This window comes from Algoriphagus sp. Y33 (assembly GCF_014838715.1).
GTDB lineage: Bacteria > Bacteroidota > Bacteroidia > Cytophagales > Cyclobacteriaceae > Algoriphagus.
The window spans coordinates 3,578,736-3,601,139 of the sequence record NZ_CP061947.1; the positions used below are offsets into that span (position 1 = coordinate 3,578,736).

The following is a 22,404-nucleotide window of genomic DNA, read 5'->3' on the forward strand; positions in this document are numbered from 1 at the left end:
TTTCCCAGCAGGAAGATTAAAGCAATGACCCGCTTAAAATCCAATATATCCCTAGGCGTAAGGTTAAACATTAGAATGAGGCGCGGAAGCCTATGGCTGATGAGAACAAGGCAGGGCTTAAAAGGTAATCAGGGTCTTCTACCTTATCACTCGCTTTCCATAGAATACCAAGGTTGTTGAGGTAGCAGTAGGCTTCAAATGTCCTGAAAAGTGCCGTACGGGTATTTTTAGGAGCTAACTTGTAGGACAATCTAACATCCTGCAACCGAATGTGATCACCCTTTTCCACCGTTGCACTACTGCTGAGGTAGAAATGTGTTTTGAAGGCATCCACTTTTGCCGGATCTGAAGGGACCTGTGTGGTAAGCTCGTCTCCGGGCTGTTGCCAGCGCCTTTCATAATCGGCATGGCCAAACCCTCCCCTATTGATCTGGTCAAAATCCACAGAAGGACGTCGGAAATAATAACCCAGCCTGTACGAAATATTTGCGGACAGGCTCCATCCTTTGTAGCTTATTGTATTGCGTATAGCCCCAAATTTGGTAGGACGTCCACTGCCATGAAACTGTATGTTATCCGGTGTGGCCTCACTGTAAATTGTCGCATAATCCGTGCTGGCTACCCCTTCTACTATGCCCATAGGAGCCCCGTCCGAAGGCTGTAGCCCGGCAAACGGAAAACTGAAAATAGAGAACAATGGCTTTCCCAAGGCAGGAGTCGGCGATGATGGGGAATAATCAATCAGCTGTGTGGCGGTTGGTTCATTTTCAATCTCGGTCACCTCCTCTTTCAACAAACTTAAAAACAAAGAAGTCTCCCATCTCAGTGATCCTTTGGTATTGACAGAATTCAGTACGATATCCCAGCCTTTGGTATGCGTGGCGGCATAATTCAATGTTGCGCTACTGAACCCAGAAGAGGGGAACAAAGGGATCTGCCCCAACAGATCAAGCCCCTGCTTGTCATAGTATTCCACCGAACCCGACAGACGGGATCCCAAAAGTTCAAAATCCACCCCCGCATTGGTTATTTTGATACGCTCCCACCTCAATTCCGGATTTGGAGGGGTACGTATTCCCAGATATGGAAGATAAGTCAACAGGTTTTGAGCCCCTGCATAGCTGTTAGCGGTAGTTAGTGCAGTCGCATTTGGATTGGTATTTCCATTGTATCCATAACTCAATCTAAGTTTGAGAAAGTCTATAAAGCCTCCCTTTAGATAGCTTTCCTCAGAAAGTATCCATCCCGTACCAACGGACCAGAGTGGTACACTTTTTTGATTTGTATTGACTCCGAAGAGATTGGAGGCATCTTTTCTGGCACTGGCATTCAGCAGGTATCTGCCTTGGTAGCTATACCCCAGATTTCCAAAATAGGATACAAACCGGGTCGTGATTCCACCAAAGCTCTCAGTGAATGGAACATTTTCCATTCTCCCAGTAGCAATATTTGTCCTTCTTGTCAGATAATCAACAGGGAGGGAGGTTCCGTTTTCGGCATTATACCCGTAAGATCTCATCCCATAGCTTTCACTCTCCTGATCCTTAAATTCCCCTCCCACAAAAGCATTGATGCGATGGTTCTCCCAAGTCCTACCATAACTTAGTTGTCCTCTTAGGTTATGGCTGTATGCCTGTGTATTGTTTTGGTTCAGTATCCCACCCATGGGCACATGATGGATCAGCTGGTTGTCTTCGCCGATCTCTGTCAATGAATTGATGAGATTCCTTGCTAAGTAAGATTCCACCGGATTGTAATTATCCGAAGTCCTACGGTTGGTCCAGTACTGATAATTGACCGATAAATCCAGTCCTTCAAGGATACTATAGTCAGTCTGAAGGAAAAGCCTCAGGTCTTTGGAACGGGTCGTTGTCGGTGTAAGTCCTATTTCATCCAGGGGAACATAATTCCAGTCCAATGCGAGCTGGTCTGCCATCTGTTGTTTGAACCTGATGCTGTAATCACTGTAAACAGAGAGGTGATCGCCGTTTTCATCAGCAAGCCGGTCATATGGATTAAGACTGGAAGTTGACGGAACAGCGGAATTGGATCCTGACTGAACGTAAAATCCCCCTACTCCGAATTGCAACCTCTCCTTCCATATTTTCCAGTTCTGCCTTGTCGAAAGCGTAATCCTCGAATTGTCCACAGTGACTTCTGATCCCCGGTTCTTATCCCAACCAGCACTGACCTGATAGTTATACGCTGCTGAGCCACCTGAAATATTCAAGGAATATTGCTGGTTGACCGCCGGACGTGTCAGGTATTCCTTCCTATCCCTCCGTAGGTCGGAATTTCTGAGCGTCCCGACAATCCCTTCCAGCTCCCCGCTTGAAATCAACCCCTGCTCATGGGCATAAAAAGCTTCTGCCAGTGGGTTGACTACAGGATTACGGATATTGTTAAGCTGGCTGTTATAGTAGCCTTGTTCATAAAGGTCTGTCTGCTTATCTACCAAGGACCCAATAGTCATGGTAGGATAATAGAACAGATCCGGTTCCTGTATGTAGGTTACATTTGAATTAAACTCCACCCTCATAGGCTTATCAAATGCACCCTTTTTGGTAGTTATCACGATGACCCCGTTTCCTGCCCTAGCTCCCCAGATAGAAGCAGCCGCCGCATCCTTGAGAACGGTAATGCTCTCCACGTCATTGGGATTGATGCTGGAAAGTGGTCCATCGTAAGCCAGGTTGTCCACTACTATTAGCGGCTCACTGGATGAGATCAAGGTAGCAGTTCCCCTGATGGAGATGCTCTCTCCACTTGCCAGATTGGGCCTGTCCCTGTTAAAAACCAGTCCAGGTGTTACATCCTCCAACCGGTCTATGATATTGGTGGACACCCTGCGTTCAATGAGTTCCTTGTTGATTCCCACAAATGATCCGGTGGTACGTTCCAAAGGGAGCTCCTGGAAGCCCGTTGATACGATGGTCACCCCTTCTAAATCAATGTCCTTTTCCTGCAATGCCACCTCCAGATAGGATTGTCCAGCAGAAACCACATAGTCCAGTGATTCATATCCGATAAAGCTAAAAACCAACAGCACATCACCCTCTGGTACAGAAAGGCGAAACTTCCCCTCCTCATTGGAAACTGTGCCGTTAGAGGTTCCCTTCACCATAATTGTGACCCCCGGAAGAGCCGACTTATCTTCTGAGGCGGTGATCCGCCCTTCCATTATCCTCATTTCTGTCTGGGAAAATGAGACTAAACTACTGAGTATTAGAATTAAGAATAAACTGAAAGTCTTCATAGGTTTGGTACAGAAAAAGGTGAATGGGAAATTTCTTCTTGGTACAGTTTTAGGAAGTTGTCGTGAAAGGACTGATAATCCGTCCCTAGCTCGCGTATATCAAAAGAGACAATTCTACCCTGCTCATCAAGGAGCATGGTTTTGGGATAGCCATAGATCTCATAGTAGCTGATCCACCTTTGCTTATCCTTTCCGGAAAGATTGAGGTTCAGAATAGTGGAGTCAGAGTATTGATCAATGTGTGATTTCCAGAATTCCTTATCCCTGTCCACAGAAACAGCGACCAACTCATAGCCCAGCTCTTTGGTTTGCCCATAGAGCGGAAAAAGGTATTCCTTAAAGTAAGTGGCACTGTGCGCACAGGAGCTAAAGTAGAAATAGAGAAGGGTGGGTTTTCCCAGCAGGTCCCCACGGGTATAGTTGTTTCCCTGAAGATCGGATAACCTTATCGGCAGAATAGAATCGCCCGGTACATGGGATTTTTCAAGGCTCACAATTCTTTCTCTCCATGGGGATACTGAAGTCACTTCCAAAAACCTCTGTATTTTTTCTTCCTGTCCGGAAAGCGCTGAAAGGTAATTGGACAGATATCCGGCACGGAGGCGGTCTGCTACTTCACCGGTATGGTCCCGCGATACGATCTCCAGAAAGGATTCCTCTTCCCAGAGGGATTTAAGAATGGAGATTTCAAGGGACATCATGAGGTAAGAATCAGAAATCAACCGGGTATGCTGCAGGTATTCTTCAGCTTCAGCTTTTTCGACAAAAACCTGCATTCTATTTCTGAAATCCAGCCTCTCATCTTCGCTGAATTGTCTTTCCACCTGGGGATGATAAAACTTACGATAGGTAGAAAACCCGCCGGCATAGAAGTCACTGTAGATTTTAGCCTCCAACAGATCAAATTCCTCATTACTGAGCTGATCGGAAAACCCGTTAAGTACCGTAATCTGGGCTTGTAAAGCCTCCTCTGGATGCCCTAGCGTATTCATTAAATATTCCAAGCTTTCAGTTCCCGGCTCAAATATGAGCAATTCGGCACCATAAGCACCCTTATACTTCGCTATTTTGGCTTGGTTATCAGGATCTTGCAGCATCCTGCTGTCTGCCTGAGCCACCAACTGCCTCGGAGATGCAAAGGCACGGCGTTTCTGCTCCCGTTTTATCATATATTGGGCTTCATAAAAGGCTGCATCGCTTCCGGCAAACAGAACTTCCATCAATCTCAGGTTTAGGCTAAGCATCAGGCTATCCCCGGGATGGACCAGGTAGTTTTCGAGAATCGGCCAGCCATCAATGGACAGCGTGAAATAACCCGTGCGTTTACCCAAGGACAGTTCAGCAAGAAATTTCATAGTCCTCTTATTCATGACCCCATCAAAGAATTCTCCCCTCTGTGGATCTATGGTTGATTCCTTTCTCATAAAAGAGGATTTGGGATCCAGATAGTAGGGAGTAACAGTCAGCCTGATCGGCCCCAGCGAATCAGGATTGATGATCTCCCCATAGATAAGTGCCTCCCCCACCGAAGCAGAAGAGCTTTCGCTCTCCTGCCCTTGGGTGCCGAAGTGATCAACCAAACTACTATTCTCCGGCAAAGTATCGGGACGGGCATTCCCGCCCCGATGGGTGTCTCCGTGTTCAGGGGAGACTTGGGGCACAGACCTATGAAGAAAATCCGCCCCGGGTGAATCAGCAACTTGTGCCAGTAGTGTGCTTGTGGGAAGACATAGCAGTCCCACTAAGCAGATGAGTATGTGTTTTTTCATGTGCTTTTTGTTTTAAGCTGGCGGTTCGACGGGCTCACCGACCGAAGACCGAAGACGGAAGACCGAAGAAAGTGGTCAGTAGGCAGTAGCAGTCTTTAGGTCATTTCGACGAGGTACGAGGAGAAATCTCAGTCGCAGTAGGCAGTCTCAGTGTTCAGAAGGGAAGTGCGAGAGCTGAAAGCTGAAAGCACTATCACGAACGCTTGAATCTTGCCTCCTACCTTCGGCAGGCAAGCTTGACTCTAGCTTCTTGCTTCTTGGCTCTACTCTCTAGCTACTTGATACCTGCTACTTGCTACTCCAAACCAGACATATCAATCCCACCTCAGTCTATCCGACCAACCAGCATTAATTAATAATAAGATGTAATCTGTCAGCTCTACCGGCTATTCTGAGCTTGCTGACGTGAGTGTGTAGTAACCGATCTGCTCAGGGATGTGCACCTCCCCTTTCACGGTCTTAAAAATGAATCCTCAGATCGGATTCTTAGGTTTTCTTCTGAATAGTAAATCAAACAGAGTAATTGAAAAAACAAAATCTAATATTCCCCAATTTTCTAAAAGGGCATACTCGCATTTTGCAAAATCAATTTCCGTTGATACTTTTTTCATTATTCATCCAATTTGCGCCAATACTCAGAAAAAAATAAATTATTCAGGTTGATTTTTAACCAAAAAAGGTTGACATTTATTCAAAAATAAATTTTATGAATAAGCATAGAGGAAGAACAGTGGCGAAATGCCGAAACTTTAAGGGAATTAAGCAAGATTCTTTAGCTCAGGATCTTAATGTTTCTCAATCTGAAATGTCAAGGATAGAGAATCTGGAAGATATTGATGACAACCTGTTTGCTCAAATCGCCGAAGCACTTGGTGTATCACCAGAGTTCTTGGACAATTTTGATGAAAATTCAGCCTTGTATCATATTTCAAATAATATTGATAATACTACAATAACAGAAAATTCAAACGGGATCAGCCAAGTCTTTAATCCACTAGATAAAGTAATAGAACTTTATGAAAGACTACTGGCGAGTGAACGAGAAAAAATCGAGCTATTCAAAAAAAATAAACCTGAACAATAATGGAAAATGTATCTGAAAAACTGTCGTTTCATAAGGGGAGAAAAGTTGAAAGAGTAAGAAAACTTAGAGGTCTTAGCCAATCTGAATTAGGTGATAGACTTGGAGGTATAACGAAGCAAGCTGTCTCTAAACTTGAACAATCCGAAAATATATCCGATGAAAAATTGCAACAAATAGCGAACGCTTTGGAGGTCACTCTCGAAGGTCTCAAGGGGCTTAGTGAAGAAAAAGTACTTTATAACACAATTAATTTTTACGAAAACAGCAACGTGAATGCGTCAAGTATCAATGCCAATGTTGAGAACATAAATAATCCGTTAAAAGAAACCATCGAAGTTTTTGAAAAACAGCTCGAAAAGCTAAGAGAAGAATTTATTAAAATAATTAGGGAAAAATAGAAATAGCCTCACTTCTTCAAGCTATACATAAGAAATTAAAGTTAATCATCTTGAAAAAATTGAGACTGTAATCTAAACTCTGTCTAAAACTTTGAATTTTAGTTAAAGTTTATAAGATAGAGCAGTATGAAAGAACAAGAATCAGCATTCAAGAAAAAAGTATTAGAGCAGTTTTTATCTGGAGAGAACCTTTTCGGGAAGAACGGTGCACTTTCACCAATTCTGAAGGAATTTTTGGAAGAGTCACTTCAGGCAGAGATGGATGAGCATCTGCGTGATGAAGACAAAGGGTGGTCCTCGGGCAATAAGCGCAACGGAAAAGGTACCAAAACAGTGAAGAGCAACGTTGGCGAAGTGACCATTGACACCCCGGAGGACCGTCACAGCAGCTTTGAGCCCAAGATCATCGAAAAGCGCCAGCGGATATTGGCAGACAATCTGGAAGATCAGATCATCGCCCTTTATGGCATGGGCAGCAGCCTTCGTGACATCTCCTCACATATCAGGGAAATGTACGACACCGAGGTCTCTACCCAGGTAATCAGTGATATTACCGACCGTATCATCCCCAGGGTAAAGGAATGGCAGAACCGTCCGTTGGAGGAGGTTTACTGCATCGTATGGCTTGATGCCATGCACTTCAAGGTACGGGAAGAAGGCAAGGTGAAGCATAAGGCACTGTACAATGTGCTTGGGATCAACAAATCCGGGAGAAAGGAAATCCTGGGAATGTACCTGTCTGAAAGCGAAGGGGCCAACTTCTGGCTACAGGTGCTCAGTGACCTACAGCACCGTGGTGTCCGTGATATTCTGATTGCCTGTACAGATAACCTTGTAGGCTTTCCGGAGGCGATCCATTCGGTTTTCCCCAAAACAGAGGTCCAGCTCTGTATCGTCCACCAGATCCGCAACAGCCTGAAATATGTGGCCAGTAAGGATCAGAAGGAGTTCGCCCGTGACCTCAGGCTGGTGTATGGGGCAGACACCAAAGATCTGGCAGAATCAGCCCTTCTGGATCTGGAAGAGAAATGGGGGAAGAAATATCCGGTGGTACTCCGGTCATGGAACAGCAACTGGGAAAGGCTAAGCGCTTATTTTGCATACACCAAGGGCATCCGAAAGATGATCTATACCACCAATGCCGTGGAAGGGTATCACAGGCAGGTGAGAAAGGTCACCAAGACCAAAGGGGCATTTACCAGTGATATGGCACTGTTGAAGCTCGTGTACCTTGCTACCCGGCGGATCGAGAAAAAATGGAGCTCCCCTTTGCACAACTGGGGCTTGACAGTCCAGCAGCTGGCCATTAAATTTGAGGGGAGGCTGAAGCTGGACATCAATACAAATTAATTAATTAGTTCCCTTCCCTTGGGGTACCCCAAGGGAAGGGAAGGACAGAGTTTAGCTAACACTCCCAAAAAATTCCACCCGGACAGGAATCTTATTTTTCCCATATGATCCACAGCAAAAAAATATTCAAGTTTTCTTCTTAAATTGTTAATGCAAACTGTTTTACTGACATGAGAAAATTTCTTTTAGCTCTAATCTTCTTATTCTCCACATTCACACTCCTCTTTGCCCAAGAACGATATGGACCGTATAAGATTCATAAGTTCGTGGATGGAGACACTTTTTGGGTGAAGATGGGTGCCGGGAAAAACGAGAAAATCCGATTGATCGGAGTGGATACACCTGAAGTGAAATGGGAAGGACTGACGGAAGAGCAGCCGGGAGGCAAGGAAGCCTCTGAATATGTGAAGAACATGCTAAAGGGTAAGAAGGTGCTGCTTGAATATGACGTGCAGAAGTACGATCGATATGGCAGGACTTTAGCCTACGTGTATCTGGAAGACAGTACTTTCTTGAATGCGCATCTGCTGGAAATGGGGCTGGCAAGGTTGGCTACGTTTCCGCCGAATGTGAGGTATGTTGAGTTTTTTAGGGAGGTGCAGGGAAATAGTATCGAATAGTGAATGTTATGGAGAAAATCGGTCTATGAAGATTTTTACCAATAAAATTCTGTTCCTTTTTGCGTTTGCAGTACTTTGCACAGCATGTAAGGAATCTCATGAACCTAGCAGTCCAATAGACCCACAACTTGCATTAAGAGATAGTTTAATTGCCATCTATGGTTCCCTAATTGATGTCCAGGATCTGGATTATTTAGGATTATATGAGTATGGAGCCACAAAACATACTTATCTCTATGGAGGTACTAATGGGGAGTTCTGGTTGGGTATTTTTGAATCTCCAGATAAAAAAATAACAGAATATACAATAGACCTGGATCCGGATTCTCTTATCTCAGAAGCAATCTATAATCCTATTCTACACTCCCATATGGTTTGGGACTTTGAATTCTTCGAAATTTACGGTTTTTCCAATACGACCCTAAATGAGGATGCTATCAGCTCTAAAAGCCTTTTAAGGATTAGCCATGATAATTGGGAGCTTAAATCCACAACTGAATATATCCCTAGAAATGCATTTCCCTTTCTCGATTATGTAAGACCCTGGAAAGGTGGTTTTTTATTAGAGTATAACGGGGAGATTAATGACTATGGAGTATCCTATACTCAATTTATAAGCAGCGATTTTTCAGAAAGCATTCGTTGGGAATGCAGAGCGCCCTACTCTCCACCGCTGGGAGTACTTTATTTTGAAGTAGATTTCTTTTTAGCCGTATGGGAAAATTCAGTGGATGGCTTTGATTACTCAATCTGCCAATCCTGGGCCAAAAACATTTTAGACTTTTATGGCGTAACCACCTGTCCTGGATGTAGTACTTCTATAAAGCTATTAAACCAAATCGGTGAGTATATCACCATTGAGGTGAAACTTAATGAAGAAGTGAGAAAAGCAATCCTGGTGTACCGAACTGGGGAAGTAGTGAGCAATGAGGTGATAGAAAGTTAAGCTTTTCTTATGCATTTATAAAGAAGCTGCAAAAGGGAAAAAAGGTGTTTCTTGAATATGATGTTCAGAAATATGACCGATATGGAAGAACGCTGGCATGCGTATATCTGGAAGACCGTACTTTCTTGAATGCGCATCTGCTGGAAATGGGGCTGGCTAGGTTGGCGACCTATCCTCCGAATGCGAGGTATGTGGAGGGTATTACGAAGATTCCATATAAATCCAAAGAGATTGGATATAATGGTCAGCCTTTCAACATTAAATAATGAATTAAAAAAAAAAAAAAAATTAACAAAAGTATTTATTGCTATTCATATAATATTGCTATTTAAAAGATTCAAATAACTCAAAAAATTAATCACTAAAAACTAATGTTTCCAAACAAATTATCACTAGCAGTGCAAAAATAATAAATAAAAAAATATGAAATATAGAAGAAAAATTAACAATTGAATATCCTAGAATCAAAGCATTAAACAACCAGATAGTATAGAAAAAACACCTTAACCTAATTTTAATCTGCTCAGACCTTTTTTCTATCCAATCCTTTGATTCTTTAAAATAACTCAGTTCATCTTGATAAGTAATAAAAAATCTATTAGAAGTTAAAAAACTATAATCTTTCTCAACTAAGTATGCAATCCTATTTAAATCATAAAAATACATTCTTATAAAAGATGTAAAAAATGCACCCAGAACAAATATAGATAAAATAATAATAATTACTGCAGCTAAATCTTCCTTTAATCTAAATATTGCAAATGCAGCACCGGCTAAAGAAATTGGTAATGAAATAACTTGATTAGTTAAGCGAGACAGTATAGTATTCTGTTCTTCAAAGTACTTATTCTTATAATCTTCGTATTCATCTCTAATTTTTGATATTGAAAGCTCATTTAGATAAACATCGAAATTAAGTCTAGATTCAAATAGAATTTTGTGAAAATTAATAAAAACATCTATAAAGGAAGAATCACTATTCTTTGACACATAGTCAATTATTGATTTTTTTAGGAATACCTTGAAATTCTTGCCATTATTTTCAAGTTCTATTTTAAACTTCTCAAAATCTACTAGTTCGTATCGTAAAGGTTCATTCAAATTTAGCTCACCCTTATCTTGAAACTTTAATTTAAATACACGATTTAATCCATTAGAAATTAATACAATCTCTCTTTTAGATATGTCAATATAGTCAATTAAATCACCATGCTTATTATACTCAGTAGTGAAACAATCCAAAAATTGGAAGTATAATTTCAATTGTTCAATATCTTTCTTTGAAAGTCCTGAAGAAAACACCGACACCAAGCCATCAACTAATTGAAACAGTAACTTCCCGCCTTCAATAACATATAAATCACTTTTAAAATCTCTATAACCAACTTTTTCAGAGTATTCCTTACGAGAGAAATAAACTTGAAATGGGAGATCACTTTTAGATAATAAAAATTGATTATTTGATTCCTCTAATTCTAGGCCCTCAAAGTTAGGTTTAAGAACAAATGTAATAGTCTCATTATCAAAATCATAGCTAAAACTATCTGTATTAAGCAGCTGATTAATTAATTCTTCATATATTCTCATCTGAATCCAGTAAATTTAATTTATCAAATTTGCTTCGCAATTGTTTTGATTCGATAATAATCTTATCATCATCTTCAATACTAATATGACCCGAATTGATATCCCCAACGGAAAATGAAACTTTAATTTTTCCATAAGACACTTCGTATTTTCGTAAAAATTTTATACTGCTAGAAGCTTTAAATTCGTTGCTGATATTAAGATTATAATCTTCTACTATATCGATTAAATATTCATCATTTTCCCAAAACCTCATACCAATATCAGTAAGTCTAATCACACCTCCATTTCCTTCTATGTATTTTAGCATATCCTCACGAAAAGAATCAATGTTATAGATTTTTCTGGTTTCAGGATCTATAGGTAAATCTACTTTTTTAATTAACTCTAAAAAAGAATTTGTATCTGAAATACTTTTTTCAACAAGCTTAGAGCCAATCCACGTTTCTGAAAAGTAGTCAGAAACAGTACCTTTCCGAGGCTGAGTTAAATGTAAATAACGATCTTCCCCCTTAACAACACCATCTATCAATATTCTACAAGCCATTGCAAGTTTCTCGATATTAATAACCATTGTTGTATTAACAGTATACCTACCTTTAACTCCTTTATTAAAAATAACCCCCTCCGAATCTCTTACTATAAAAACACCTATATAGGTTTTATTATTTACTTTATATACTGAATAAACAAAATAACCGCCAGTTGCAAAGGGAATATTTTGAATGATTTTAACCATCTCTGTCAAGGAATTCTTAGTGAAAGAAAAGAATACTTTATCAGACTGATTGTCAATATAATTTTTCAACTCGTCTTGAAAAACGAAAGAGTACTTATCCTCAAACTCTGTTCTAACCACCCTTTCATCCTTAGTAAACCCCTTGTCAAGTTTAGTAATTAAATCGATGATATTATCATTGACATCATTCAAAGAAGTGGAAAATTGGCCAAATCCTTCATTTACATTCTTTTCTTTTTCAATTTCATGAATAACAAACTTCTTAACATTTACCATATTTTTTTTTAGTTTAGGAGAGAGACTGTTTATGTCCTTTAGAGGTTATTTATTCTTCATACTTTCGAAGTTTATTAATTAATCACAACTCTTTCTATCAATTATTCGCAATATATGTTTTGATTCTCCCGCTTCTGCATAGAAAGGTTTATATTCTAAGCAGGCGGGTGCTGCCAGATCTAATGCCTGGCCAGTTTTGGAATAGCGGCACGGTTTGACCGAAATGACTGGCATGGTCAGACCGAAATATCCACTGGGCTACAGCAAGTAGGAAGAAGACTGATAGTACCTTTTTCATCCAGATTAAAATGGGTGACCGATTTGTTTCCGGATTTAAGCCCGGATGGGTGTGATAAAAGTTGGTGAGGCTACCTTCTCCCATTCATCCCGATATCGTTTTGCTCATACGGGACAAGCTCTCCTTGAAGAGGAGGCGCTTGGCAGCGGTAACTGATAGCTTTCAGTAACTAAAAGACTTCTGCAATAAAAAGAATAATATGATACCAGCACATACCCTGTACAGGGTATTTTTTGTAGGAATGAAAAGAAATTGTGAGAATTTGCTGTGTTTTTCAGTCCGTCAGAGGAATTATCTGCACCTGTCTGTGCCTTTTTTCGGACGAATATAGAAAGCAGGTTGTAGGCTTCAGATCTGTGATGCGAGTGATTGGATTGATTTCTTTTCCCTATCCGTGATTGAATATAGATTGTTTCATCTGAATTATCAGATCAGGTTTTTTGGTTATCGAAATTTTTCGCTAAAGAGTTAAAACCATTGATCAGAGGGGTCATACTCCAGAATATCCAACAGACGATCTTCTCGTCCATCATGAAGCTATCCGGCACATAAAAGTAACTATGGATGATATAGGTGAGTCTATGATTATCCAGCATTCCTTTAATCAGTATGTTCATGGAATCAACGCCGAGCGCTTTGATGGCCAACCCTGAATTCTGATCTAGCTTGAATATGACGTGCAGAAGTACGATCGATATGGCAGGACTCTGGCATACGTGTATCTGGAAGACAGTACTTTCTTGAATGCACATCTGCTGGAAATGGGGCTGGCAAGGTTAGCGACTTATCCACCTAATGTTAGATATGTTGAGGATTTTACGAAGGTTCAAGAAAAAGCCAGAGTGAATGGAAAAGGGCTGTGGAATGATTGAGACTTATCCGCATACTCTTCTTCCCATAGAACAGCTCTGCTTAGTTCTTTCTTTTCCAGTTCTTTTAGATAATACCCAAGATTGTCTTTAAATTATTCATACCTGGAACCTTTATAAGAAGGGTTTCCGGGATGAAAAAGCTAATATAACTCAGGCTCGTCAAGGATTAGAAATGTCTCGTAGGTATAGTTTCTGACACTAATTGCTAATGTGTATAGCTTTAAGCGTTGGTATTTTCAAGCAATTTAGTTAATTCTTTCTTTTTTCCTTCTATGTAAAGAACTACGTCTTTGATAACCAATTTATGTATGGCAGAAATAATTGTCTCCATACTTTTATAGTCAGGCTTGTTGTCTTTTACTGGTAACGAAATATTTAATGCGTCAGCGTCCTTTGTATAAAAATTTCTACCGTAGTTAAATTGTCCGTTGTATGATGATTTGTGGATTGAAGCAGTTACAAAAACGGATGCATTTTTTGGAATTTTGTTCGCATGAATAACCGCAATATGGTCATCACCACCATATTTAAAGTTTCTATATTTGGCTGAACCAAACATATCAATAGTTGTAGTATTAGCAGGAAAAATTTCGACTTTATTTCCAATGTATGCAGAGAACCCTTCATCTGTTTCGCCCGCTGTAATAAAAGGTAAATCTCCTGGCAATCTATCAGCACTCTTCAAGCGTTTACCACGTGTTGATTTTCCAAAAAGTTTTTCAAGGTTGAATATATTCCACTTGAGATTGTCAAAATTTTCTAACGCTTGCGTTTCTTCTTTAGTTAATTCGTAATCAGTTATATTGCTAGATAATAAGACTGATTCTGTATTCGCAGCTTTATCTGTGTTTAACAGTTTTCCTAAAATTTGATTTTTGAGAAGAGAACTCAATTCCCAAGAAATATAATTACTTATTGTCCTTCTGAAATCTTCCAAATTAGGTTTACTGTCGATTGGGGCAGACTGATTCCAATCCGCTCCATTATTTGGGTCAATATTTCCTTCGTAGTATTCCCTTTCTGTAAAAATGTTAAGCTTACTTTTTCCAAAACGAACTATGTCAACAACTTCTTGATAACGCTCTTTTGCTTGGTCAGTATCTTTTAAGTTGTTACTTGCTTTTCTTCTATTGGCACGTGTGTATCCATCATTTGTAAAGTCAATGAACTTTACTATATCATCTTTATGATGTTTTTCATTAACCTTGAAAACATAAATGTTGGTGTTCACACTGGATTTGCCAATGAAAATGTCGACTGGCATTTTGATACTTGCCAAAAGCGTGTGTTTGGATAAAATTCTTTTATTATATGCAACGGCTTTTCCTGAACCTGATGAGTTTTGAATAATGATTGCAGCGTAGCCTTTGTTCATCATATCTAAGGCTTTTTCGACAAAGTTCATTCCGTTACCTGGAGCAGAATAGGGCGGATTTAATATAAAAGCATCCGCAGGGAATTTTTTATCTGTTCTTCCAAAACCATATTTACCGTCAAAATCTTTTATTGAATCTGTATTTAAAATGTTAGAACTTCCGTCACCCATCAAAATCATATTGAGGATTGCCAACATATAAACACTAGAAAGCAACTCTAAACCAAGTAATTGTTCGGCTTTTATTTGAACTTCCTTTTCTGCGAGTTCGTCTGGCGATTTGATAGTGTTTTTAGCATCAATTAGCATTTCGTTCATTGCCGCAACTAACAAACCTGCTGAACCTGTGGCAAAATCCCACACGTAGGAATCTTTGTTCACTCTTGCCAATTTGACTAATAAGGAAGCAACATAAGAAGGCGTAAGTACAACGTCATTTAACTTATCTTGCGAAAAGCCCAACCAACCGTACATTTCATTAAATAGTTTACCTGTGAAATCGGTAGTCAATCCAATTTTGTAGTAAATACCTAAATCATCTACAATTTTGGCAAACACTCTTTTAAGTTGGCTTTCCCCGTCTTGAACTTTGTTGATGTTCTCAGTTAAAAGAGTGTTAGAAAGGGTTCTGACAATGAGGTTTCTCTTTTCGTCTGGTAGTTCTTTATGACTTAAAAATGATTCTATTTTTTTAATCATTAAATCACCATCTCTATATCCTTTCTCAGTTGATGATTTTAAGTCAGATTTTTCAAGCGGTGTAACTTTTCCTGGAATACCAAGCGTTGCAATAATTGATGCAGCAACCAGATAAACACGGTCATTTTCTCCTAAGCCTTTTTCGTTCTGGTAAATGTCGTTGTTGAGTTTTACAAGGCTTTGGTCAATTTCTCTTTCTCGTTGCTCTTTTAGCTTGTCTAGTTCTTCCTGTGAAAGTTGAAGCGTTTTTATTGACTCAATAAATGCGTCAAAATTCTTAGATGCTAAAAATGAAAAGTCAGTGTAGTCGCCAATTTTCTGACCTGCTCCTAAATTGCTTTTTGAAACATAGTAAACGCCTATTTCGTGATGAATTTTGCCTGTTTCATCTTTGTGACCTGTCATTCCGATAGCAACAATATCAGTGTAGCTTGTATGATGAAGCAAGGCATTTGCGTAATGAACAGCACCGTTTACAGCAAAAGAGTTGATGTTTTTAAAGTGAGATTCATTTTTAGAAGTTCTGTTTTCAACTTGTCCGTCTTTGTCAAGTTTTACGAGTTTGTCTTTATAGCCTTTATACTCAATAAGAACAGGGAAGAAGTCCAAATTTTTGTCTTGAAGTAATATTTTGGCATCTGGTCGATTTGCACCTGCTCCACCATTCTTGGTGTAGTAATCAAAAAGGGCTTTATCAATTTCTGCATTAACTGATTCCTGTTCTAATTTGTAAGGCAGTTTATACTTTTTTAGCCATCCGTTCGCTAAATCTGCAATATTCGGCTCTATTGATTGTGCCATTATTTTTGTCTTTCTGTTAATAAATCTTTGATTTCAACTTTAGGATTTCCGCAAGCTGTACAAGTCTTCAAAACTCGGTTGTCTCACGTTACGAGCATATTCGTTAATCGTGTTGTAGCTTTTCCCTGTTTGTTTGGCTGAGCCAAGTCTGCGAAATTCCTTTGTCCTTTAATTCGATTCATTTATAACCTAAGTTTTATTTATTCGGTGTCGAAGATAGTAAAAGTTCACTATATCATAGTGTAAATGTTCATTGTCTTGTCGCCGATTGGGAAAGACCTTCACCGAGCGTTGGCTTTTTCAGTATGACGCACAATCGGATCATGCGATGGAATTTCCGCCCTCAACTTCCCACAGAACCGTGCGTGAGACTCTCACCTCACGCGGCTCTTCAGGTTAATAAATTACTTTGTACTAAAAGTACTTAAGGTTGAACCAATTTCCAGTGTTCAAATAAGCCGGACTTCAGAGTAATGCGATTTCAAGGCCAATCCTCCAAGCCACCGTTTGAGGATCTAGCTATTAATTCATCAATGGTATTCCCATCCATATCAGAGCATTCGACTTACTTTTAAGGTCGATTCAAGTCACAGTCGGGTCAGGCGGGGGAATTTCGCCCCTGCCTTCCCACAGAACCGTGCGTGAAAGTCTCCCTTCACACGGCTCTTCTTGTCCAGTCCCTTATGGCTTTCCACAATTTGTATCCTCACGCCTTTCGGCCTGATCGGGACTTTGTATTCCTTGTACTGATCCTCCCATCGCTGGTTGTCTTTCACTAGGAACACCGGACAAGCTAAACCCTTCGCTCCACTCCCATTACAGGAGCTTCAATACTACTACGGTTTAGTCCGCCACCATTGCCTCATTGATACCTGATGTTTGCGTCCCTGTGAAGGTTAACAAAACGGCAATGACTTCTCTTGTTCCATAAACTACCCTACATGATGTTCCTGCCCACTTTACCCCGGATGCCGTGTAATCAGTAATCAAGTCGTCCATTACACTTGTTTCACAGCCTAAACGTGAGAGACTGCTTTCGACATCACAATTTGCGCTTTCGAGGCTTAATAGTAGGTTCAATTTATTCAGCTCCATCATGCTCACCTTCGGGAATCTTTGTCCCCGTTTTTAACATCATCGTTCACCACAAAGAATGTTTCCATCAATGCAGCATGATGCGGTTTGCCAACTACTCTTGACAGTCGTAGGCGGAAGGCCAACTCATTGCACTTGCGAACAATGTCTTCCATGTAAGTTTACAGCATTCATCACGATTCCCCTATAAGGAAAGGTAAGATTCAAGACACACCACGGTCTAGTGTATGAGCAGTAGCGGATTAAAAACCACTAACTTTTCGGTTAAACACTTACCTTTATTAATATTCATTTCGTTTCAATTTAGCACCAAACCCGCTATTGCTTATACACATTGTTGCCAGTAGTGTTTTTATTCCGCTATTCGTTTTCTATTGACATTATACAAGTCAAAATTCGGATGTTTCCAAAATGCTTCAAGTCCGTTTTTTTCAATAAATTCCATTTCTGATGAGTAAATTGGATAAAGTCCGGCAATGTTAATTTTGTAATTTAATCCAATGTCAATATTCGAGAAATCTTTTTTTTCCAAAATTGATGGTGTAAAAACTAAAAAAGCGTCCATTTCAGATTCGTCAGATATACTTTCTCTAAAATTGATTGTATTACTATAACTAAATGGGCAATTTTCTCTTAATTTATTCGCTAAAAATCCCGCAACTTGAGCGAAAGAAATATCTTTTGAATCAACAGTAATTATCAGTTCAGGTCGTCCGAATTTCCAATCTGGATTATTTCCGAGTGATAGTCCGTAAGTTACTCCTGTTATCATTCCTTTTTCTGGAATATCTTTATAAACCATTGTTGTAACTCCAGCAATTCCATCTTTTTCAGATTTTTCTATAAAAAATTCGGGTTCAGTTTGAAAAATTCTGTCTAAATGAGCTAAATATTTTTCGACTGGTGTTTTTTTCTTAAATATTCCTTTCAACATAAAGTTTGGTTTACATTACTGGCAACGTTTAGTATATGCAAAGTAGGCGATTGCGGGCTTCAAACTTATCAAACCGAGATGAAGTTGAAGCGAGCTACAACCGTTGAATTTACTGCTATTTCGCCTATTTTGTATATACATTGTTAGCGGTTCGGGCTTTTTTTCTTCGGTCAGCAACATTTCTCGTCTTGTTGAATTGGTGGACATTTCTCGCTCCCATAACTGCAATAAACACAGCAGTCTCCTTGTTGTGGTTTCAATACAGTTTTGCAGTTTTCGCACTCGTAAAAGTATTGGCAAGCATCTGTCGGCATTGTTTCTTCTTTTTTGTGTCCGCAGTTGGGGCAAGTGATTGTTGATTGCAATTTTATTTCCATTTTATTTTTCCTTTTTGTCTCTTACTGAATATCCTGTTCCGTTAATTGCTGTTTCGATTTCGGCTATGTTAGTTTTTGAGTTGTCAAATTCAACGATTGCGTTTCCATTCTCGTATGAAGCAGTTGATTTGATTATTCCTGAAAGTTTGTTCACTTCGTGGTTTACGTGTTCTTCGCATCCTGCACAAGTCATTCCGCTGATAGTAAACTCAACGGTCTGTAAATTTGATTTGTCAACTACTATTACTTGTTTTTCTGTCTTAGGGTAGAAAATATGTGCATAGTAAGGAAAGGCAAGCATTACAATTGCGAATGCTGTAACAATTCCTAAAAACTTTTTACTCTGAATGAATTTTGGCTTTTCATCAGTTTCACAATCACAGTCTATTTCCTTTTTCGGTTTTAGTTTTTGATACCAAGCAAAACCAAGAACCAAAATTGTCAAACCAATTAAATACGGTCGGAAAGGTTCAAGCCACGAAAAAGAGGCAGCAAGTCCGCTTGTTCCTGCAATTAGTGCCAAAACTGGTGTAATACAGCATAGAGAAGCAGCGAATGCCGTTAAAATTCCTGCTCCGATTAGTTTATTGTCCTTTTTCATATTGTCTCCAAAATTTTGTTTTCGTCAAGTATTATGAAAAACGGTTCAAGCAAGTTTTTGTATTCGTTTGTCAGCGAATAGAAAATGGTCTGTGCTTGCCTTTCTGTTTCAATGAGTTTTCGGTCTTTGAGTTTTCGCAGGTGTTGAGAAACTGCCGAAATGGTCATTCCAAGAACATCACTCAGGTCGCAAACGCAAAGTTGTTTCTCTTCATAAAGCAGGAACAGGATTTTCAGTCTGACGTTGTTACCCGCCAATTCAAGTCCGTTCGATAAGTAGTCAAACGAGCCGTTGAGTTCTGCAACTCGGTCTTTACAACGGTTGATTTGTTTAATGTCCGCTTGTTGTCTTATGCAAGAATTGTTTTCCATAAACACAAAGATAGTCAACTTGTTTATTTAAGCAAATGCTAAAATACAATATTTTAAAAATAACCCGATTTGTTTCTCGGGTCGTTTTATTGCCTGACCGCTAATCGGGTCAGGCAAGGGAATTGCACCCTCACCTTCCCACAGAACCGTGCGTGAGACTCTCACCTCACACGGCTCTTCATGTTTATAAATCGCTTGGTACTAAAAGTACTTAAGGTTGAACCAATTTCCAATGCTCAAACAGGCTCGGAGAGGCTTTATACTGGCGCTTCAGCCATCTGACTGCGGCCATCTTATACAGTCCCTTCTCCCATTTTACCCATTTGAGCAGACGATGGTTGAGCTGATTCCATACTTCACGCATAGGCTCTCCCCGCAGCTTGTGGTAGTAGTTCAGCAGTCCTCTGATAATTGGATTGAGACGTTTGGCAATATCCAGTAACGGCCTTCGCCACTTGTGGATTGCCATATCTCTAAACTTTCCCAATATCGATGCTTTGGATTTGCTGCTTACAAATGTTCCCGGCAGTAGCATACCCTTCCCTTTAATGGTTTGCATGGTTGGTTTGATAGTAAAACCCAGGAAGTCATATTTCCTTGGATGCTTGGTCTCTGACCGGCCACGAAGATTTACTATCTTGGTCTTTACAGGATGCAGTTCCAGATGGCAGGCTTTCATGCGTTGGCTGATTAGCCTAAGCATAAATTTCGCCTGTTTCTCTGTCTTGCAATGCACCACTACATCATCGGCATACCGTTCAAAGGGCTTTTCGGGATGAAACTTTCTCATCCATTCGTCTAAAGCCACATGCAGATAGAGGTTGGCAAGCAGTGGACTTACCACGCCTCCCTGAGGTGTCCCTGCACTCGTTTTCAAATACTCTCCTTCTGCCATAATACCTGCCTTTAGCCATCTGGACACGTATAGTGCGACCCATTCGTCCTTGCAGTAATGCCTCAAGGCTTTCATCATCAGGTCATGGTCAATATTATCGAAGAACCCTTTGATATCCAGGTCGACGACAAAATCATGTCCAAAACAATTCAGCTGTGATTGTTTAACCGCTTGGTGGGCACTGCGTCCGGGTCGATAGCCGAAAGAACTTTCATGGAATATGGGTTCCAGTTGTCTCTCCAAGTGCTGACGCACTACTTGCTGGGCAATACGGTCTAGAAGGGTCGGTACGCCTAGTTTGCGAACTCCCCCATCCTTCTTAGGTATCTCCACTTGCTTGACAGGCGAAGGAAAATAACTCCCTGAGGTCAGGCGGTTCCACAGTTTATACAGTTGTGATGAGAGATCTTTATCCAAGTCCTCCCAACCCATCTGGTCTATACCAGCACTTCCTTTGTTAGATTTTACTTTCCTGTACGCTTGCCATACCATCAGTTTGGTAATTGGTTGCGATTTTGTTTCATAATAGTCTGTCATCCCAAATTGCTTGGTTGTAAACTGGTTTGAAACCAAACATGCCTCCTTCCCGCCTCCTCGCTCAAATGTCCCCCGGACATTTGCCGTGCTCCATTCCCGTTACAGGAACTTCATCACTACTACGAATAGGTCTGTCCCCTATACCTCACCTAACCACAGGTGCAGGTTTCCTCTTTCGATTTGGCCTGACGGTATAGAGTTCACTTGTTCCCCCGAAATCATCGGGGCAGGCTTTGAAATGGCCTGTACTGTGTTCCTGCCAGCTTAACCCCGGATGCGGTGTGGCCGGTATCTTCCGGGCGTCTGCCACACTTAGTCATAGGTATAAACGTAACTACCTATTTTTCACATCTTAATTTGCCATATCGAAGCTTCATCACTGGTTCACTTTCGTTCAGCTCCATCAGTACTCACCTACAGGAATCGATGTTCCCATTTTTCCTTAACCGCTCACCACATCAGTGCTTCCACTAGATGCAGCGTAAGGTGGTTTGATAGCTGCTCCGGCAAGCCGCCATCGGAGGGCCTAGCTATTGATTTCTCAATAGTCCTCCATCCATTTCAAAGCATTCAACCTACTTTTAAGGTCGATTCAAGTCACACACGTTTTAGGGCTTTGCGTTCGGGCGGGTTTCGGAGCACAAAGTTTCAATTTATTACTAAAGTTCATTAGAAGTACAAGGCTCCAATTTTGCACGTCAGCCCGCCTGACGCAAAACCCGTGTTGGTGGCTGGGCTTCCTTTCATCGTCTCATTGATATGTTTTCGTGCACCCATTTTGCTTCTTCGTCTGGCGTTACTTTGTCTAACGTACTACTTATTCTGCTAAAAGTCGCTTGCGGAAAATCGTAAGGTTTGCTGTCGTCAAAATATGGTCCAACTACACCTAAAAACCATCCGTCTTTTGCAGCCCAATGCGGTTCGCTCACTCTGCATTTAAAAACTTCATAGTGAACAAAGTTATTTTGTCCGTCAAAGTCAAAGGTTACACGTTTAATATGTTCAATTTCGTCAGGGCAAGCATCAAGTTCAGTCGGAAACTCTAACCAATTTGCAAGATTACTTTCAGCACCTGAAATTAAATTATTGAACTCCTTCGGAAAAAGATTTGTCTTGTTGTGGTCTGCTAAAAGTTGAAATGCTGTCTGTCTGGTTAATATGTTTTTCGCAAATGGCAAAACATCATTTCCCGTAATTTCTTGTCCACTTTCAAGTTTGTCGTAGAGTTCTTTAACTCTATCAAAACGTTCTGCGTTGAGTTTGTTGTTCTGTCGTTTAACAGTTACAAGTCTGTAAACAGCAAAAACTACAATTGCTAAAACTATCAGTCCGATTATTATAAAAACTATTTTCATTCTTCGTTTATTTTGAATTTGTCTGTCTGTGAAGTGTCAGTTAGCCTTGCCACCAACGATTATATATACTTCGGAGGGGGATTTTCTAGCAGTTCAGTATCCGCCGAGAACCGTAATAGGATAATGAGAAACAGCCTGACTTACAACGACCACCCCCTCTGAGGTATAT

General features: G+C 40.3%; 21 protein-coding genes. 7 read left to right on the forward strand and 14 right to left on the reverse strand.

What is annotated here, in order from left to right; genetic code table 11:
- Positions 1 to 70: 70 nt before the first annotated feature.
- Entirely contained in the window at positions 71 to 3,256 is a 3,186-nt protein-coding gene (locus ID165_RS14355) for a SusC/RagA family TonB-linked outer membrane protein (protein ID WP_192085514.1), read from the reverse strand.
- On the reverse strand, positions 3,253 to 5,025 hold the full coding sequence (locus tag ID165_RS14360) for a TlpA disulfide reductase family protein (protein ID WP_192085515.1): 1,773 nt from the start codon (positions 5,023 to 5,025) through the stop codon (positions 3,253 to 3,255). Before ID165_RS14360 ends, ID165_RS14355 begins: the two co-directional genes overlap by 4 nt.
- 706 nt (positions 5,026 to 5,731) lie before the next feature.
- Between ID165_RS14360 and ID165_RS14365 the strand changes: the two genes are divergently transcribed.
- From ID165_RS14365 to ID165_RS14390, 6 genes are all read left to right on the forward strand, one after another.
- The gene (locus tag ID165_RS14365; protein WP_192085516.1) at positions 5,732 to 6,109 is read left to right on the forward strand and encodes a helix-turn-helix domain-containing protein; all 378 of its coding nucleotides are present in this window, start codon (positions 5,732 to 5,734) and stop codon (positions 6,107 to 6,109) included.
- Positions 6,109 to 6,507 carry a helix-turn-helix domain-containing protein gene (locus tag ID165_RS14370; protein ID WP_192085517.1) on the forward strand — a complete coding sequence of 133 codons (399 nt, stop codon included), beginning with the start codon at positions 6,109 to 6,111 and terminating at the stop codon, positions 6,505 to 6,507. The genes ID165_RS14365 and ID165_RS14370 overlap by 1 nt, the downstream gene beginning before the upstream one ends.
- 126 nt (positions 6,508 to 6,633) lie before the next feature.
- Positions 6,634 to 7,857, forward strand: a complete 1,224-nt coding sequence (locus tag ID165_RS14375) for an IS256 family transposase (RefSeq protein WP_192085518.1) — start codon at positions 6,634 to 6,636, stop codon at positions 7,855 to 7,857.
- Between the two features lie 170 nt (positions 7,858 to 8,027).
- The gene (locus ID165_RS14380; RefSeq protein WP_192085519.1) at positions 8,028 to 8,477 is read left to right on the forward strand and encodes a thermonuclease family protein; all 450 of its coding nucleotides are present in this window, start codon (positions 8,028 to 8,030) and stop codon (positions 8,475 to 8,477) included.
- A 25-nt stretch (positions 8,478 to 8,502) separates the two neighbouring features.
- Entirely contained in the window at positions 8,503 to 9,423 is a 921-nt protein-coding gene (locus tag ID165_RS14385) for a hypothetical protein (protein ID WP_192085520.1), read from the forward strand.
- Positions 9,424 to 9,449: 26 nt separating this feature from the next.
- Entirely contained in the window at positions 9,450 to 9,689 is a 240-nt protein-coding gene (locus tag ID165_RS14390) for a thermonuclease family protein (protein WP_225587147.1), read from the forward strand.
- Between the two features lie 88 nt (positions 9,690 to 9,777).
- Here ID165_RS14390 and ID165_RS14395 read toward each other — a convergent pair whose 3' ends face one another.
- Together ID165_RS14395 and ID165_RS14400 are read right to left on the reverse strand one after the other, a co-directional pair.
- Positions 9,778 to 11,010, reverse strand: a complete 1,233-nt coding sequence (locus ID165_RS14395; RefSeq protein WP_192085521.1) for a hypothetical protein — start codon at positions 11,008 to 11,010, stop codon at positions 9,778 to 9,780.
- A complete protein-coding gene (locus ID165_RS14400) occupies positions 10,997 to 12,025 on the reverse strand; it encodes a nucleoid-associated protein (RefSeq protein ID WP_192085522.1) in 1,029 nt (342 codons plus the stop codon). Before ID165_RS14400 ends, ID165_RS14395 begins: the two co-directional genes overlap by 14 nt.
- Before the next feature lie 975 nt (positions 12,026 to 13,000).
- Between ID165_RS14400 and ID165_RS14405 the strand changes: the two genes are divergently transcribed.
- A complete protein-coding gene (locus ID165_RS14405; protein WP_192085523.1) occupies positions 13,001 to 13,195 on the forward strand; it encodes a thermonuclease family protein in 195 nt (64 codons plus the stop codon).
- A gap of 220 nt (positions 13,196 to 13,415) precedes the next feature.
- Here the strand turns inward: ID165_RS14405 and ID165_RS14410 are convergent, their stop codons facing one another.
- From ID165_RS14410 to ID165_RS14450, 10 genes are all read right to left on the reverse strand, one after another.
- The gene (locus tag ID165_RS14410; RefSeq protein ID WP_192085524.1) at positions 13,416 to 16,070 is read right to left on the reverse strand and encodes an N-6 DNA methylase; all 2,655 of its coding nucleotides are present in this window, start codon (positions 16,068 to 16,070) and stop codon (positions 13,416 to 13,418) included.
- Positions 16,071 to 16,657: 587 nt separating this feature from the next.
- The gene (locus ID165_RS14415) at positions 16,658 to 16,846 is read right to left on the reverse strand and encodes a hypothetical protein (protein ID WP_192085525.1); all 189 of its coding nucleotides are present in this window, start codon (positions 16,844 to 16,846) and stop codon (positions 16,658 to 16,660) included.
- Positions 16,847 to 16,913: 67 nt separating this feature from the next.
- Positions 16,914 to 17,069 carry a hypothetical protein gene (locus tag ID165_RS14420; protein WP_192085526.1) on the reverse strand — a complete coding sequence of 52 codons (156 nt, stop codon included), beginning with the start codon at positions 17,067 to 17,069 and terminating at the stop codon, positions 16,914 to 16,916.
- Between the two features lie 101 nt (positions 17,070 to 17,170).
- Entirely contained in the window at positions 17,171 to 17,320 is a 150-nt protein-coding gene (locus tag ID165_RS14425; protein WP_192085527.1) for a hypothetical protein, read from the reverse strand.
- A gap of 197 nt (positions 17,321 to 17,517) precedes the next feature.
- The gene (locus ID165_RS14430) at positions 17,518 to 18,099 is read right to left on the reverse strand and encodes a suppressor of fused domain protein (RefSeq protein ID WP_192085528.1); all 582 of its coding nucleotides are present in this window, start codon (positions 18,097 to 18,099) and stop codon (positions 17,518 to 17,520) included.
- A 170-nt stretch (positions 18,100 to 18,269) separates the two neighbouring features.
- On the reverse strand, positions 18,270 to 18,476 hold the full coding sequence (locus ID165_RS26770) for a GDCCVxC domain-containing (seleno)protein (RefSeq protein ID WP_008992943.1): 207 nt from the start codon (positions 18,474 to 18,476) through the stop codon (positions 18,270 to 18,272).
- A 1-nt stretch (position 18,477) separates the two neighbouring features.
- A complete protein-coding gene (gene merTP / locus ID165_RS14435) occupies positions 18,478 to 19,077 on the reverse strand; it encodes a mercuric transport protein MerTP (protein ID WP_008992944.1) in 600 nt (199 codons plus the stop codon).
- A complete protein-coding gene (locus tag ID165_RS14440; RefSeq protein ID WP_008992945.1) occupies positions 19,074 to 19,448 on the reverse strand; it encodes a metalloregulator ArsR/SmtB family transcription factor in 375 nt (124 codons plus the stop codon). The genes merTP and ID165_RS14440 overlap by 4 nt, the downstream gene beginning before the upstream one ends.
- 211 nt (positions 19,449 to 19,659) lie before the next feature.
- Complete coding sequence (gene ltrA, locus ID165_RS14445) at positions 19,660 to 20,880, reverse strand: group II intron reverse transcriptase/maturase (protein WP_192085529.1); 1,221 nt, start codon at positions 20,878 to 20,880, stop codon at positions 19,660 to 19,662.
- Between the two features lie 743 nt (positions 20,881 to 21,623).
- Positions 21,624 to 22,235, reverse strand: a complete 612-nt coding sequence (locus ID165_RS14450; RefSeq protein ID WP_192085530.1) for a FeoB-associated Cys-rich membrane protein — start codon at positions 22,233 to 22,235, stop codon at positions 21,624 to 21,626.
- Between the last annotated feature and the right edge of the window lie 169 nt (positions 22,236 to 22,404).